We start from the raw sequence: 14,645 nt of genomic DNA on the forward strand, positions 1-14,645 counted from the left end.
GCATGACCATCCGCAACGCCGGCCTGCTGGTGGCTTTGATCCTGGCCACCTCGGCTCCCTTTCCGCCTGCGCAAGCGCAGGACAGCAGCAGTCCGCAGGCCGAGGGCGATGCTCATCAAAGGAGCGCCGCCGGAGCCGAATATGCCTCGCAGTGCTTGCAGAACGGATTGCGCTGTACGCTGGTCTATGGCGACGCCTCCGCAAAAGGCGCACCGGCATCGAATACGACGACATCGCCACCGCAACGCAAGCCGTTGTTTGTCCCGCGGGAGTCGGTCGTCAGCGGTCCTCTGGCGGTTGCCGTCGTGCTTGTCGGTCTCATCGCGGTCATCGGCTTGTGGATCCGCTTCGGAAATGGCGGTGTCTTGCTCTCCTCTGCTCCTCGCGAAATGAAGCGGCAGGGGGAGGCGCCGGAAAGCTGGCGCACATCGGCCGCGGAGGCTGAGGAGAAGCCGAGCGATTTCCTGCAGCGCATTGCGGCCATGGCGGATCGACGGCAGGCGCTTGTCCTGCTGCTCAGGCATTGCCTGCTGCACGCGGCGGATATTACCGGAACCCGTCTTTTCCGTGCCGATACGGAACGCGCCGTTTTCGCCCGCCTGCCGAAAAATATGCCCGACCGCGAGCGGCTTGCAAATTTCCTGACTGCGGTGGAACTCGTTCATTACGGCGGTCGCAGCGTTGCGGAAAACCATTTCAGCACCCTTCTCGCCGCGGCGCGCGACCTTCTGTCGATCGGTAGATTGACCCATGCGTAAGTCGGCCCCCGTTTTAATCCTGGTTATGGTGCTTGTGCTGGTAGCGCTGGCACTCTTCTGGCTGCCGCGGGGCAGCGATTTCGACCGCTCGCCGCTCGGCAACAAGGGATTGGAATTGTGGCTGCAGGCCAAGGGAATCCCTGTCATCCGATCCGACCCGCATGTCGCCCGAGCGAGTTCGGAAATCTCGCTGCGCATCGTTCCCCTGTCGATACGCCGAGGCGAGACTGTTGCCCCTCAGGCGGGCGAAGAAACGGATGAGGCGGGTCCGGAAAGCTCAGTCCAGGAATCAAGTCGCTACGCGCTGCCGACGCTGATCATTTTGCCGAAATGGCGTGGCAGCGTGTCGACCGATGGTGTCGCCAGCGCAGCGGGACTGGTTGATCTCGCCGACATCCGCGGCGAACTCGACAGGATCGGTTATTCAGATTTGGGTCTCGATCGCAGCGGGAAGGGACTTGAAGAGGCACATCCGCGCCTCAAGCCGGACCAGCCAATCAGCATTGCCTTGTATCGAGCGCAAACCTTCGATCTGGCGAGCCTGCCGTCCTCGTGCAGGGAGCTTGCGGGCACGCTGACCGGTGCGCTGCTCATCCATTGCGAGAACTATCATCACGCTTATCTTCTGTCGGATCCCGACCTGTTGAACAATCATGGGATGGCCCTGGCCGATAACGCCTCCTTCGCCGCGTCGCTCGTCGCGCTGCTGCGCGGCGCCGGCGAGACGCGGCCGGTCTATCTGGATACGGTCGGCCTGCCTCTGGACAGCGAGAAACCGGTGGACGAGGGCAAGTCCTATGAGCGCTCTGCCTCCGATCTCAAGCGGTTTTTCGCCTATCCGCTGTCGGTCATCTGGGGAACACTGCTCGTCGTCGCAGCGATCTGCTTCTGGCGCGGCGCGTATCGCTTCGGGCCGCCTTTGCGTGAGGCATCTGCAAACATCGAGCTGTCGAAGACCGCTGCGATCGAAGCTACGGCGCGGCTGCTTCGTTTGTCGGGCAATGACGGGCGGATGGCCGGCCAGTTCGTGCTGCATCTGCTGGCCGATAAAGCGCAGCTGCTCTTCGGCTCTGGAGCCGGCAATCAGGCAGGTATTACGCGGCTGTTTCAACGTCTGGCGCGCAGCGACAAGGCAGGGGCGCACGCCTTGCACGCTACAGCCGAGGCGCTGATCGAACGCGGACATGTGATGACGCGGGCGGACCTCCACCGCCATCTCGAGATATTCAGAAAATTGCTAGGGAGCATTGAGCTTGGATCTAGGTGAATTTCGCAATCTTATCGCCACGGTTCGTGGCGAAATCGGCAAAGTGGTGCAGGGGCAGGATGCGATCATCGATCTCGTCCTGATCTCGATCTTTGCCGGCGGCCACTGTCTCGTCGAGGGCCCTCCCGGTACGGCCAAAACCCTGCTTGCGCGCTCGGTTTCCGCCGCTATGGCACTGGTCTATCGTCGCATCCAGTTCACGCCCGACCTGATGCCCGGTGATGTCCTGGGTGTTAATCTCTTCAACTTCGAGACCAATCAGTTCCACCTGACCAAGGGTCCGGTCTTTACCGATATCCTTCTCGCCGACGAGATCAATCGCGCTCCGCCGAAGACGCAATCCGCGCTCCTCCAGGCGATGAACGAGCGGATGGTCACGCTCGACGGAACCGATTATTCCCTGGGACCGGATTTCTTCGTGCTTGCCACCCAGAACCCGATCGAGCAGCAGGGCACCTATCCCCTGCCCGAAGCCCAGCTCGACCGCTTCCTGTTCAAGCTCGTCGTCGAATTTCCCGACCGAGATACGGAAATTGCCATCCTTTCCAAACACGCCAAGCAGGCGCTGCAATCGGATATGCGCAATGCCGGCATCCGCCCGCTCGTCACCAGTGCGACGCTCGCCGAGGGACGGGCGCTGATCGATGCGATCCATCTGGACAGCACGATCCTGACCTATGTCGTCGACCTGGTGCGCGCCACGCGCTCCGATGCCGATATTCTCTACGGCGCATCGACGCGCGCCGCCGACGCTCTGGCCTCGGCCGTGCGTGTGCGTGCGGCATTCGAGGGCCGGGATTACGGCTTGCCGGATGATGTTCAAGCATTGCTGGTGCCGGCGCTTCGCCACCGCATCATTCTCTCGCCTTCGGCGGAAATCGACGGCCGCACACCGGACGAGGTGCTCCGCAACATCATGAACCGCGTGGATGCGCCCCGTTAAATGCGGCCATCCCGGTATCTGATCGCACTTGTTCTGATTTTGGCGGCGGTGACGGTTTTCGTCAGCGTGTGGTGGCGCGATATGGGCTACCTGTTACTCGGCCTTTGGGTCGCGCTTGCGGCGTTGACGGCAGGCGATCTGGTCATGTCGGCCTTGTCGGGCCGGATGACGGTGGAATTCGATCTCCCACCGCAAGGTTTTGTCGGCCACACCGCCACGTTTATGGCCACTATCCGGCCGCGGAAGGGCGCAGTGCCTGACGATACCGAGATCCGGCTCGATTGCGCTCCCCAGCTTGTCGTCGGCGAAAGCAGATTGGCGAGCGCCTTGTCAGTCTCTGGAGAGAAATCTGCCGGGGCCTCTTTGGATCTTCACCTGACACGACGGGGACGATACGCAGTCCATGACCTGTGGCTGAAGTGGCCGTCGCGGCTGAAGCTGTTCGAGATGATCGCGCGCATGCCGGTGGGAAAAGAGATCGCCGTTCTGCCCGACATATCGCCGGTTCTGTCAGGTGCGATAAGGACGCAGATCCTGCCGCTGGAAGCCGGTCAGAAAGATCTGCGGCTGCGTGGCGAAGGATCGGAGTTCCATCAGCTGCGTGAATTTGTAAGCGGCATGGATCCGCGCAGCATCGATTGGAAGCGGTCCGCCCGGATGCGCAATCTGGTGGTGCGCGAGATGCGGGCCGAACGAAACCACCAGATCATCTTGTGCATCGATTCCGGACGGCTCATGGCCGAACAGCTCGGCGGCTTCACCAAGCTCGATCGCGCCATCAACGCGGCATTGGCAATGTGCTGGGCCGGTGGCCTTGCCGGCGATCTCGTGGGTTTCTACAGTTTCGACAGCCGCCCGCGCCTGTTCGTGCCGGCCTTGCCTGGAAGAGCAGCCTTTCCGCGACTGCAGACGATGTGCGCCGAGCTGCGTTATGAAACCCAGGAGAGCAACCATACGCTGGGATTGACGCATCTGTCGGGGCGCCTGAAACGACGTTCGCTGATCGTGATATTCTCCGATTTCGTCGACAGTATCACGGCGGAGCTGATGATCGAGAACATTCAGGTGCTCGCCCGGCATCATTTCATTGTCTACGTCGCCTTGCGCGATCCGATGCTGGCAAAGCTGGTGGAACCCGAGGAGGTGACGCTGGACGCTATCGCCCGCTCCGTCGCAGCGCGCCAGATCCTTCAGGAGAGGCGCACGGTGATGGAAAAGCTGGCGCGTCTCGGCGTACTCTGCCTCGACAGCACACCGGAGGCACTGACCTCGGATCTTATTGCGCGTTACGTCGAAATCAAATCCCGTGAGATGATATGATGGATATCGGTATCGGCGACAGGAGAGATACGGGCGGCAAGGTCAACGTCGGCGCCATCCAGACCGATATGCTTCGCTCGGCGCGCTTCCGGGTGGAGCGCGAAATGCACTGGCGTCAGCTGGACGACCTCGTGACGCGGGCCGAGAAAGGTGGCGCAGCCGCCCTCGGTTATGATGAGGTCCGCAATCTTACCGCCGGCTACAGGCAGGCGATGAACTCGCTGAGCGTGGCCCGCGACATTTCCCTCGATCGTGCGCTGATCGCCTATCTGGAGAGCCTCTGCGCCCGGGCCTATCTGGTGGTCTATGCGCCGCAGGAAAGCCTCGGCGGCCTGTTCACCCGCCTGCTGGTGCAGGGCATTCCGCAGGCGGTGCGCCGATCGGCTTTGCCTCTGTTCATCGGTTTCCTGGCGCTCGTTCTGGGGGCGCTTGCGGGCTATAAGCTCTGCACCAGCGACCCCAGCTGGTTCTATACTTTGGTGCCGCCGGGACTGGCCGACCAGCGCACCCCGGATGCATCGGCCGATTATCTCCGCTCGACGATCTATGGCGGTGAAGGGCATGACAGCGACCGGCTCTCCGCCTTTTCCGCATTTCTCTTTTCCCACAACACCACCATCGTCGTGCTGATTTTCACACTCGGCATTTTCGTGTCGGTGCCGAGCTTCATCCTGACCTTTTACAATGGCCTGATCCTGGGCGCGTTCTTCGCGATGTTTGCGCGCAAGGGCTTGGGATACGACGTCTTCGGCTGGCTCTCGATCCACGGCGTAACCGAGCTTGCGGCGATCGCCATTGCTTGCACGGGGGGAGCAAGGCTCGGACTTGCCGTTCTTCTGCCGGGGGCACGAACCCGCCGGGAGGCGTTGCGCCACCAGGGACGTGACGCCGTCAAGCTCGCGATTCTTGCGGCGCTGATGCTGATCGTGGCCGCCTTCATCGAAGGTTTCCTTCGCCAGCTGATACAGGATCCGATCTGGCGCCTCACCATCGGCTGGGGGATGGGCCTCTTCTGGGTGGGCTGGCTGCTGTTTGGCGGCCGCGACAGCAAAGTTTCGCGTGAGTCTGTGCGATGAACCAGTCAGTTCAGGACGGCAACCGCGTCGAACAGTTCATCCCGCCGGAGGGTGTTCCGATCAGTTTCGCGATCGGCTCTATCGGCAGCCGCCTCGGCGCGCAAATCCTCGACATCATCTTCACCGGTATCCTCATCGTCATCTGCTCCTTCGTTATCGCCTTCACAGGGATACTGCCTTCGAACGTCGAGATGATGCTGATCATCTTGCTGGGTTTCTTGGTGCGGACCCCCTATTACATTTTATCGGAGCTGATCTGGAACGGACGCACACTCGGGAAAAAGATAACCGGCATCCGCGTCATCAACGCCAACGGACGACGGCTGACGCCCCATCAGGTTACCGCGCGCAACCTGATGAAAGAGGTGGAGATCTTCGCTCCCATGACCCTTTTGGCATCGATTGCCACCAAGTCGGGATTGGAAAACGCTTTAACGTGCGCCTGGCTTCTGGTGGTCGTGATCGTTCCGCTCGCCAACCGGCGCCGGCAACGGCTCGGCGACATCATCGCCGGCACGCTGGTGGTCGACAATCCGCGCTCGGTGCTGCTGTCCGACCTCGCACTGTCTGCGATTGCCGCCGCCGACTCGCAGCCGGCATTCGAATTTTCACCCGAGCATCTCGATATCTACGGCAAATATGAGCTGCAGACGCTGGAAGATGTGCTCCGCGACATGACGAAGAGCCGCAACAGCGTGGAGATCGCTCAGATCGTCCGCACCATTACCCGAAGGATCCAGTATCCCGAGACCGTGAAGCCCGGCCAGGAACTGTTCTTTCTCAACGAATTCTACCGCGCCCAGCGCGAGCATCTGGAGAGCCTGAAGCTTTTCGGAACGCTGCGCGAAAACAAGTACCATGAGCATACGAGGACAGAGGCGAAGAGGCTGGTTTGAAGCGGCTTCGCCATGCAAGGAAAGCCGTTATGTCCTCTGCTGCGGAACATAACCCTCATGAGGCGCAGGAATAGGACGTCGCTGAGCGCGAGGTCAGTTTTGCTTCGAAGTCGGCGGCGATTTCTTCCAGGGTTACGCTGCCCAACCGCCGCAGGAGCAGGGCCTCCGCCTCCTTCATCGCATCTCGGAGGACGGTATTCACCGCCTGTTCCATAAGGCATTTCGGCCGATCATCGGCGGGGCCGATAGCGAAGAGATGTGGCTCGCCGAGCGCGTTGTAGACATTAAGCAGCGTGATTTCCGACAACGGACGCAGCAGCGTCCAGCCGCCGCCGTGGCCCTTTTCGGAGCGGACATAGCCCTGTTCGCGAAGGCCGGCCATGGTGCGGCGGACGACGACGGGATTCGTGTTGAGCATCTTCGCAATCATGTCGGAGGTCGCCGACTGCTCATGCCGGTCCATATGGATCAGCAGGTGCAGTGGAAGCAAAAGGGCAGGACGACTTCACCAACCTGTCGTCGGGACAGGCACTCGCCTGACGCAGCATCTGCCATCGGGCGAGTTGATCAGGGCGCTGTTCGAAGACGCGCAGGCTGTCTTTGGGGCGCGCTCAACGAGTTCGTAAGTTGTGGATTTCGCGGCAGACAGTCCTCCTCCGGTCGACAAATGTGACGCGCGTTGGTGACCTGATGCCATTGTCGAATCACGCCCTCGATAGCGTGTCGGCCGTGCGCGACCTTTGCCGCCTGGAACCCGGTGGCTTGGTTGCGCATTCAATCTCTTAGCTCTGAGGATATCGCCCATGCTGCGGAGAATTACGATCTGGGCAATCATTGCCGGTGTCTCGCTGGTGCCGCATGCCGCCTTTGCAGGTGTTGCCCAGATCTTGCCTGTAACAGGCTCTGACGTCTCACTGTCCTTTTCCTATCAGATCGATTTGTCCCGCTCTGTCTTCGAGCTGCGCGATGAACGGAACCATCTGGTCGCCTGCGCAGGCGCCAAGGAAGGCCCTGCTCAAGGAGAGGTCATTGTTTCTACTCGCGACAGGCTGCGGCCAGGCAATTGTACGCTCAGGTGGAGCACACCGACGACTGATGGCGATACCGAAGAGGGCTTCGTTTCCATTGAAGTTGGCCAATGAAATCGCCGTAGAGCTACCATGCTCGTGCCCGAATTTATGGGCGATACGAGAGCTTGAAGGACGACGGTGCCAGCGAAGACCGCTGCGATCCATTCTTCGAGAACTTTGGAGGGCTCTGGCGGCGAGGAACTATCATCGATCAGCCGGTTTTCGGACCTTGTCGTGAAGGAGAACCTCACCTAGTTGAGGATAACGCGCCGATCAATGCCGCTTCCAGAGTTCATGATGATCCTAACGCTGTCCGGCGTCAAAAAATCCTATTCGACCGCCGAAGGCCCGATTGAGATACTGAGGGGCGTCGATCTGGACGTAGCGGCTGCCGAAAGCGTCGCCCTGACGGGAGAGTCCGGCAGTGGCAAAAGTACGCTGCTGCATCTGGCGGGAGGGCTGGACCATGCAGATGGTGGCTCCGTCGTCATGAACGGCCGAGATCTTAAGCAATTCAGTGAAAACGAACGCGCACATTACCGCAGGACCAAGGTCGGACTCATCTTCCAACAGTTCAATCTCATTCCGTCACTGGCTGTCGCGGCCAATATCTCATTCCACGCCAAACTCGCGAACCGGTACGACCGCGCTTGGGAAAAAGAGTTGGTCGATAGATTGGGGCTGGGCGATTACACCGCAAGATACCCCGAGCAGCTTTCTGGAGGGCAACAGCAGCGCGTCGCAATCGGACGAACCTTGGCCGCTCGACCGCCACTCATTCTCGCCGACGAACCAACGGGCAATCTAGATGAGCAGTCCGGGGATGTCGTCCTTGACCTGATGGTCAGTCTGGCGCGGACAGCGGGATCGGCTCTCCTGCTTGTCACTCACTCTGCGAGGCTTGCAGAGCGTCTGGACCGAACAGTGGTCCTTCGCGGCGGGAAGATTGTCGGATGAAGGTTGTCGCGTTCGCAGCGCTTCTTTCTCATTGGCGCCGAAAACCGCTTCAGTTGCTCACCCTGGTAATGGGAATTGCGCTCGCTACGGCTCTTTGGTCTGGTGTCCAGGCAATCAACGCCGAGGCCAGGGCAAGTTACGCACGGGCGTCATCCGTTTTGGAGCAGGGCAGTCTTCGACAGATCGTCGCCAACAACGGTGGCGGTATCACGACCGAAATCTATGGAAACCTGCGTCGAGCGGGTTTGCATGTTTCGCCGGTCATTGAGGGAATTTACCGTCTTGGAACCACGCGAATAAGGCTGGTTGGCATCGAACCTCTGACGATGCCAAGGGACACTCCGGGTGCGGCGATCGTCAGCGGCTCGGATCTCTCGGGCTTCTTTTCAGCCGGCGGACAGCTTCTGGTATCGAGCGCGACCGCCGAACGGCTGCGCGGGGGCCCGGACATGCCTGTCAAAGTCGACGACAATGTCCCCGATGGCGCCGCCTTCGTCGATATATCCGTCGCCGACAGGTTGCTCGAAAAGTACGGGAGGATTGACCGCCTGGTGGTTGCTGCCAATCAAGAGCTCAAAGCCCAAGCTCTCGACCGGATTGCACCCGGACTGACGATTCGCGAACCGGCTGACCAGCCAGACGTTGCCCGCATTACCGATAGTTTCCATCTCAACCTGACTGCTTTCGGCTTTCTCTCATTCGTCGTTGGGCTTTTCATCGTTTATTCGGCCACAGGCCTGACCTTCGAGCAGCGTCGTGGCACCTTCCGAACGCTGCGGTCCCTTGGTGTCTCTCTTCGGGCGCTGTCCCTCATGCTTGTGGCCGAACTCTCGGTGCTCGCGCTGGTATCGGGTTTGATCGGCGTCATCCTTGGATACATGATCGCTTCGCTGCTAATGCCGGGTGTGGCTGCCACGCTCCGGGGCTTGTATGGTGCCAATATATCGGGTTCGCTTTCCATTCGGCCGGAGTGGTGGTTGGCGGGACTGGCGATTGCCCTTGGCGGAACCGCTGTCTCGTCAGCGCAGAGCCTTTGGCGGGTTTGGAAGCTGCCGATCTTGGCTGCCGCTCAACCGCGGGCGTGGGCAAGAGAGTCGGCCAGATCACTGGCTTATCAGGCCGGAGCTGGCGGAGTTTTGCTTGTCGTGGCCGTCGTCGTTGCGATCACGGCATCCGGCCTCGTGGCGGGCTTTGCGGTGCTGGGCTGCCTGCTGCTCGGAACAGCTCTTATGTTACCTGGACTTCTTGCCCTCATCCTGACCGCATCTCATCGATTGGCAGGAAGCGCCCTGGTAGAATGGTTCTGGGCAGACACCCGCATGCAACTCCCTGGCTTGTCGCTGGCTTTGATTGCTCTGCTGCTCGCATTGTCGGCGAACATCGGCGTCGGCACGATGGTTGCCAGTTTCCGGTTGACGTTTATCGGGTGGCTGGATCAACGCCTGGCCGCAGAACTTTACGTGACTGCCAAGGATGAGGATCAAGCTGCCCGGCTACGGGCGTGGCTTCCGCAGCGCGCGACAGCAGTCCTTCCAATCTGGAGCGTCGACGGTGAAGTCTTCGGTGAGCAGATCCAGATTTTCGGCGTTGCGGATGATCCCACCTATCGTGAGCATTGGCCCTTGATTGCTTCAGACAAGGAGGTCTGGGAAAAGGTCGCCGCGGGGCAGGGCGCTCTGATCAATGAGCAGATGTGGCGTCGCGGCGAAGCTAAGATCGGCCAGCCATTGGTGATGCCTGGTGGCTGGAGCGCGACTGTCGTCGGCGTGTATTCGGACTATGGCAATCCAAATGGTCAAGTGATCGTGGGGATCAATGGCCTGGTCGATCACTATCCCGATGTACCCAAACTTCGTTACGGCGTCCGAGTGCCTCCCGAGCGAGCCTCGGATCTTAAGCGTCAGCTGGTAGAAGATTTCGGTCTGCCGGATACCGCGATCGTTGACCAGGCCTCCCTCAAGCGACAATCGAGAGCCATCTTCGACCAGACATTCAAGGTGACGGGTGCGCTGAACGTCCTCACGCTAGCTGTGGCAGGATTTGCCATGTTCTCAAGTCTTTTGACGCTGTCAGGTATTCGGCTTCCTCAGCTCGCGCCGTTATGGGCAATGGGCGTGCGGCGACGAAACTTGGCGCTCTATGAAGTGGCGCGAACACTTGCGCTCTGGCTTGCAACATTTCTGGCGGCGATCCCGGTTGGTCTCGCCCTGGCCTGGGTGCTGCTGGCGATTGTGAACGTCGAGGCCTTTGGATGGCGGTTGCCAATGATGGTGTTTCCAATGGACTGGCTTCGGCTGGGAGCAATCGCCCTCCTGGCATCATTGCTGTCGGTGTTGGTTCCCGTTCGGCGTCTGGCCTCGGTCAATCCGGTCGATCTGTTGAGGATCTTTGCCAATGAACGTTAGAATGCAGGCAGTTGTCCTGATGGCTGTTGTTATGAGCTGCGCAAGCGCACATGCCTTCGCACAGGGCTTTGCCGGGCTGGGGTCAGATGCGCAGGGATTTGCGATCCCGAAACATGGCGGCACTCTCTCGTTTCCCGCCGATCACGGCGCTCATCCTGATTACCGGATTGAATGGTGGTATGTGACTGCCAACCTCACAGGCGAGGATAAAAAGCAGTACGGCGCGCAATGGACGCTCTTCCGATCCGCACTGGCCCCGGGAAACAAAGAAGGCTTCGCGGATCCGCAGGTCTGGATCGGACATGCGGCTATCACCACTCAAACCCACCAGTATGTCGCGGAGCGCTTTGGCCGGGGAGGAGTTGGACAAGCGGGCGTTGAGTCAATGCCGTTTCGGGCGTGGATCGACGACTGGCAGACGACAGCTGCTGATGGAGCAGGCTCGCTTGCTCTTGGCAACCTTTCGCTCTCCGCAAACGGCCCGGATTTCAGCTATGGCTTGCACCTCAAGGCTGACGGCCCGCTGGTGCTGCAGGGCGACAACGGCTTTTCCGTGAAGTCGGCTGACGGGCAGGCGAGTTATTACTACTCGCAGCCTTTCTATGAGGTCTCAGGCGCTATTTCGATCTCCGGGGCGCCGGTTGATGTCACGGGTGAGGCTTGGCTGGATCGAGAGTGGTCGTCGCAGCCGCTTGCGTCCAATCAAACAGGCTGGGACTGGTTCTCACTGCATATGGAATCCGGCGATAAGCTGATGGCTTTTCGCCTGCGTGACAACATGGACGGGTTCATCTCCGCAAACTGGATATCCGCGGATGGGCAAACCACACCTCTGTCGCAAGACGACGTTCAGTTGGAGCCAACACGAGAGGCAACGGTCAATGGGCACCAGATGCCGGTAGAGTGGCGTATCCGCGTGCCGGGTAAGTCACTCGATATCACGACCAAACCGTTGAACGACCAGTCCTGGATGGCGACTTCGACGCCTTATTGGGAAGGGCCGGTAAACTTCACGGGCACCACGTCAGGTGTCGGATATCTCGAAATGACCGGGTATTAAGCACTCACCTCTCTCATCGTTGACGAGATTTTTCCGGTTAGCTGTCTTCGCCAGGCGAGCGACCGTCCGCTCGCCTCCGACTTGCACTCTTTCAGTGCTCCACGTCGTGCAGGAAGTCACGTGGTCGGCAGAAACAGCACGTTGTACTGATCGTAATCGCCCGGCAGGTCGCAAACCTTCATCTCTTGCTCGCGGTCCTCGAAGATGACGACGCAATCCTCATAGAAGCCGGACAGCATCGTTGTGAAGGCTTTGGTTCCCTCCGCTCCGTAGAAGAGCGGGGTGAACTCCATATAGAGCGGCACCCGGCGGGCAAGCAGTGGCTGCATTGAGCGGCAGGCGACCGGTTCGTAACCCTCGATATCCATCCAAACGAGGCCAATTTCGGCTGGGTCGATCGAAAGGCCGGCGAGGATCTCGGGAACCGGTTTCACCGGCACGATGATCTTCTTGTCCGTCGAGCTTTGGCGGATGGCGCTGCTCTTGCCGTGATTGTTGCGGTTGAGAAAAAAGTCGATCTCGCCTTCACTCTCGCCGGCGGCGCAGTTGACGAGGCGGACCTTTTCCTCCAGCCGGTTCTGGCGGATGTTGAGGGCAAGCAGCGGGAAATTGCGCGGATCGGGCTCGATGCTGACGATATGGGCGTAAGTGCCGCTCAAGGCAAAGTAGACGGTCTGGGTGCCGATATTGCCGCCGATCTCGAGCAGCGTCGCATCCTTTCGCAAGAGGCCGCGCTCGCGCAGGATGACGATCAGCCGGTCGACGGCGTCGCGCTCGAAATGGCCCTTCCGGAAGACCTTGCGGCCGATATAGTCCGACGGCGAAAAAGTCATCAGATGGTCGCCGGCATCGACCGTCATCGAGACGACGCGCGGGCCGATAGTCTCGATCAGCAGGCGGCGGCCGAAGCGGGTGTCGAAGAGGCGCGAGGCGGCGGCATTGCGCGCCTTGCGCAGTCGGCGGCTCCAATATTTGGCGGTGAGCCACGGTTTGCCGGGCATCAGTCTCTTCCTTCGAGCGGTTCTGCCGCTTTCTCTCTCGGAATGACGTAGACTTTCAAGGGCAGAGCCCGGCCGCGCACGCTGATTTCACGGCTTTCGATGCCGGCGAGATCGGCGCCGGAGAGGGCCGCCACCGGTTCGGAGATGACGATCGCCGCTTCGAACTCCTTGGCAGCACTTTCCAGCCGACTCGCCACATTGACGGTATCGCCGATCGCCGTCAGGCTGCGCACCCGGCCATAGCCCATCGTGCCGACGACGGCCGGGCCGGTGTGAATGCCGATCGCGATGCGCAGCGGCAGCGCCAGTTCGTCGGCGAGCTCTGCGGCGAGTTTCTCGATCTCGGCGACGATCGCCGCGGCAGCGCTGAGCGCCTGGCGGCAAGCTTCCTCCGGCTGGGTATTGAGGCCGAAGAGCGCCATGGCGCCGTCGCCGATGAACTTGTCGAGCCGGCCGCCCGCCTGCTCCACCGCCTTGCCGATGATGGCAAAATAGCGGTTCAGCAGGAAAACGACGTCGAAGGGCAGGCGCGTTTCCGTCAGCGTGGTGAAATGGCGGATATCGACGAAGAGCACGGCGATCTCGCGCTCGCGGCCGGGGCTCGTCTCCTGGCTGTTGGCGGGAAGGGCCGCTTCGAGCGCCGGCACGAGCAGCGGCGCCACCGCGACATCGCGGTTCGGGCGAAGCTGGCAGGCGAGCCGCACATCCGGGCCGGCATTGATACGCCTCAGCGTCGTCTGTTCCATCTTGTCGGGGACCGGCAGGTTCCCGTAATCGCCGAGGATCTGCACGCGGCAGGTGGAGCACTGGCCCTTGCCGCCGCAGACGGCATAATGCGGCAGGCCGCCGAGCCGGCTTGCTTCCAGCACCGAGAAGCCGCGCGGCACGCGGATCACCTCGCCGCCCGGATAATGCACCGCCACCTGGTCGAGCCGCTCCTTCAGCTTGCGCCGGGCGCGGGCGGCGACGACGATCAGCAGCGAGGCCGAGAAAGCGCCGTAGAGGCCGGCGCGGATCGTCGAGACCTGACGGATAACCTCCGGGTTCGAGGCGTAACGGGTGTTGACGGTCGCTTTGTAGGGGCTGTTGGCAATCGCCTGCTGATAGGAGGGGTCGGCGAGCGTCCGGCCCATTTCGACGAAGCCGAGCAGCGAGAGCACGGGCACGAGGATCGCCAGCGCCAGCAGCAGCGGCGCGAAACTCGGGTACCAGGGGCGGTAGCGCAGCCAGAAATGCAGGCCGATGCAGCCATGGATCCAGACTGCGACGACACCGAGCGCCTGCCGCAGACCATTCCCCGGAGCCCTGATCCACAGCGACCCGACGACCGTCTCGTAATCATCGATATAGCCATAGAGCTCATGGGCGATGCGCGTGCCGATGACGTGATCGATGAGCAGCAGCGGGATCAGAAGGCCGAGCACAATCTGCGCCATTTCGCCCTTTGGCATCACCAGGCTGCGGCGCATATAGATGGCGCGCAGCACCAGCGCGATGTGGATCAGAACCGACGAATAGAAGATGGTCGTCCCGACGGGATTGCGCCAGATCGCCATGAACAGGCGGGCGGCTTTATCGGCGGCGGAGACTGAAATCAAACCGATCGCATGGTTCGACAAATGCAGCAGGACGAAAATGAACATGACGAGGCCGGAACCAAGTCTCGCCCTTCTGATCGTACGCTCCGAAAAAATCCCTGTGGCCGAGACCGTCGTCATGCATTCCCGTTCTTGCCGATGCAACCGCAGGCCCATAGAAATTGAGAAAGAGGCGGAATTGCTTCCATCGCCATCACATTCCATATGCTTATGCGCAAGTTTTAGAGAAATGGACAATAGCGGAGTTTCGCCACCGGGCATGCCGGTTGGAAACAGTGTGTCCTTACGTGAGGG

At 60.7% G+C, this 14,645-nt stretch carries 13 protein-coding genes; 10 read left to right on the forward strand and 3 right to left on the reverse strand.

Features of this window, described 5'->3' with window-relative positions; all coding sequences use genetic code 11:
- Positions 1 to 2: 2 nt before the first annotated feature.
- Genes HJB83_RS10535 through HJB83_RS10560 form a run of 6 tightly spaced genes read left to right on the forward strand, consistent with a single transcriptional unit; the run spans position 3 to position 6,260 of the window.
- On the forward strand, positions 3 to 758 hold the full coding sequence (locus tag HJB83_RS10535) for a hypothetical protein (protein WP_207585464.1): 756 nt from the start codon (positions 3 to 5) through the stop codon (positions 756 to 758).
- Positions 751 to 2,025: a hypothetical protein gene (locus tag HJB83_RS10540; protein WP_221115618.1), complete on the forward strand. Its 1,275-nt coding sequence runs from the start codon at positions 751 to 753 to the stop codon at positions 2,023 to 2,025. The genes HJB83_RS10535 and HJB83_RS10540 overlap by 8 nt, the downstream gene beginning before the upstream one ends.
- Positions 2,012 to 2,968 carry a MoxR family ATPase gene (locus HJB83_RS10545; RefSeq protein ID WP_221131821.1) on the forward strand — a complete coding sequence of 319 codons (957 nt, stop codon included), beginning with the start codon at positions 2,012 to 2,014 and terminating at the stop codon, positions 2,966 to 2,968. The genes HJB83_RS10540 and HJB83_RS10545 overlap by 14 nt, the downstream gene beginning before the upstream one ends.
- The gene (locus tag HJB83_RS10550; RefSeq protein ID WP_221131822.1) at positions 2,969 to 4,288 is read left to right on the forward strand and encodes a DUF58 domain-containing protein; all 1,320 of its coding nucleotides are present in this window, start codon (positions 2,969 to 2,971) and stop codon (positions 4,286 to 4,288) included.
- A complete protein-coding gene (locus HJB83_RS10555) occupies positions 4,288 to 5,364 on the forward strand; it encodes a stage II sporulation protein M (protein WP_221131949.1) in 1,077 nt (358 codons plus the stop codon). The genes HJB83_RS10550 and HJB83_RS10555 overlap by 1 nt, the downstream gene beginning before the upstream one ends.
- Complete coding sequence (locus tag HJB83_RS10560) at positions 5,361 to 6,260, forward strand: RDD family protein (RefSeq protein WP_221131823.1); 900 nt, start codon at positions 5,361 to 5,363, stop codon at positions 6,258 to 6,260. Before HJB83_RS10555 ends, HJB83_RS10560 begins: the two co-directional genes overlap by 4 nt.
- A gap of 55 nt (positions 6,261 to 6,315) precedes the next feature.
- Here HJB83_RS10560 and HJB83_RS10565 read toward each other — a convergent pair whose 3' ends face one another.
- Positions 6,316 to 6,750, reverse strand: a complete 435-nt coding sequence (locus HJB83_RS10565; protein ID WP_259669607.1) for an Rrf2 family transcriptional regulator — start codon at positions 6,748 to 6,750, stop codon at positions 6,316 to 6,318.
- 313 nt (positions 6,751 to 7,063) lie between these two features.
- Between HJB83_RS10565 and HJB83_RS10570 the strand changes: the two genes are divergently transcribed.
- The 4 genes from HJB83_RS10570 to HJB83_RS10585 all read left to right on the forward strand — a co-directional run bounded on the left by HJB83_RS10570 (position 7,064) and on the right by HJB83_RS10585 (position 11,752).
- Entirely contained in the window at positions 7,064 to 7,402 is a 339-nt protein-coding gene (locus HJB83_RS10570; RefSeq protein ID WP_221131824.1) for a hypothetical protein, read from the forward strand.
- A 225-nt stretch (positions 7,403 to 7,627) separates the two neighbouring features.
- Positions 7,628 to 8,287: an ABC transporter ATP-binding protein gene (locus HJB83_RS10575; protein ID WP_207585621.1), complete on the forward strand. Its 660-nt coding sequence runs from the start codon at positions 7,628 to 7,630 to the stop codon at positions 8,285 to 8,287.
- The gene (locus HJB83_RS10580; protein WP_221131825.1) at positions 8,284 to 10,692 is read left to right on the forward strand and encodes an ABC transporter permease; all 2,409 of its coding nucleotides are present in this window, start codon (positions 8,284 to 8,286) and stop codon (positions 10,690 to 10,692) included. The genes HJB83_RS10575 and HJB83_RS10580 overlap by 4 nt, the downstream gene beginning before the upstream one ends.
- Positions 10,682 to 11,752: a lipocalin-like domain-containing protein gene (locus HJB83_RS10585; protein ID WP_207585473.1), complete on the forward strand. Its 1,071-nt coding sequence runs from the start codon at positions 10,682 to 10,684 to the stop codon at positions 11,750 to 11,752. Before HJB83_RS10580 ends, HJB83_RS10585 begins: the two co-directional genes overlap by 11 nt.
- Positions 11,753 to 11,868: 116 nt before the next feature.
- On the opposite strand, the gene HJB83_RS10590 is transcribed toward HJB83_RS10585, so the two are convergent.
- Positions 11,869 to 12,753, reverse strand: coding sequence for an FkbM family methyltransferase (locus HJB83_RS10590; RefSeq protein WP_207585474.1), 885 nt, complete (start codon positions 12,751 to 12,753; stop codon positions 11,869 to 11,871).
- Positions 12,753 to 14,471 (reverse strand): adenylate/guanylate cyclase domain-containing protein, encoded by a 1,719-nt coding sequence (locus HJB83_RS10595; RefSeq protein ID WP_221131826.1) that lies wholly within the window; start codon positions 14,469 to 14,471, stop codon positions 12,753 to 12,755. Before HJB83_RS10595 ends, HJB83_RS10590 begins: the two co-directional genes overlap by 1 nt.
- Positions 14,472 to 14,645 lie beyond the last annotated feature (174 nt).

Source organism: Rhizobium sp. NZLR11 (genome assembly GCF_019685115.1).
Taxonomy (GTDB): Bacteria; Pseudomonadota; Alphaproteobacteria; order Rhizobiales; family Rhizobiaceae; genus Rhizobium.

Bases quoted from the DNA above. Each gene is read 5' to 3' on its own strand.
- HJB83_RS10585 (WP_207585473.1), top strand. From the start codon at position 10,682: ATGAACGTTAGAATGCAGGCAGTTGTCCTGATGGCTGTTGTTATGAGC.
- HJB83_RS10590 (WP_207585474.1), bottom strand. From the start codon at position 12,753: ATGCCCGGCAAACCGTGGCTCACCGCCAAATATTGGAGCCGCCGACTG.
- HJB83_RS10550 (WP_221131822.1), top strand. From the start codon at position 2,969: ATGCGGCCATCCCGGTATCTGATCGCACTTGTTCTGATTTTGGCGGCG.
- HJB83_RS10535 (WP_207585464.1), top strand. From the start codon at position 3: ATGACCATCCGCAACGCCGGCCTGCTGGTGGCTTTGATCCTGGCCACC.
- HJB83_RS10570 (WP_221131824.1), top strand. From the start codon at position 7,064: ATGCTGCGGAGAATTACGATCTGGGCAATCATTGCCGGTGTCTCGCTG.
- HJB83_RS10555 (WP_221131949.1), top strand. From the start codon at position 4,288: ATGGATATCGGTATCGGCGACAGGAGAGATACGGGCGGCAAGGTCAAC.
- HJB83_RS10580 (WP_221131825.1), top strand. From the start codon at position 8,284: ATGAAGGTTGTCGCGTTCGCAGCGCTTCTTTCTCATTGGCGCCGAAAA.
- HJB83_RS10560 (WP_221131823.1), top strand. From the start codon at position 5,361: ATGAACCAGTCAGTTCAGGACGGCAACCGCGTCGAACAGTTCATCCCG.
- HJB83_RS10595 (WP_221131826.1), bottom strand. From the start codon at position 14,471: ATGACGACGGTCTCGGCCACAGGGATTTTTTCGGAGCGTACGATCAGA.
- HJB83_RS10575 (WP_207585621.1), top strand. From the start codon at position 7,628: ATGATCCTAACGCTGTCCGGCGTCAAAAAATCCTATTCGACCGCCGAA.
- HJB83_RS10540 (WP_221115618.1), top strand. From the start codon at position 751: ATGCGTAAGTCGGCCCCCGTTTTAATCCTGGTTATGGTGCTTGTGCTG.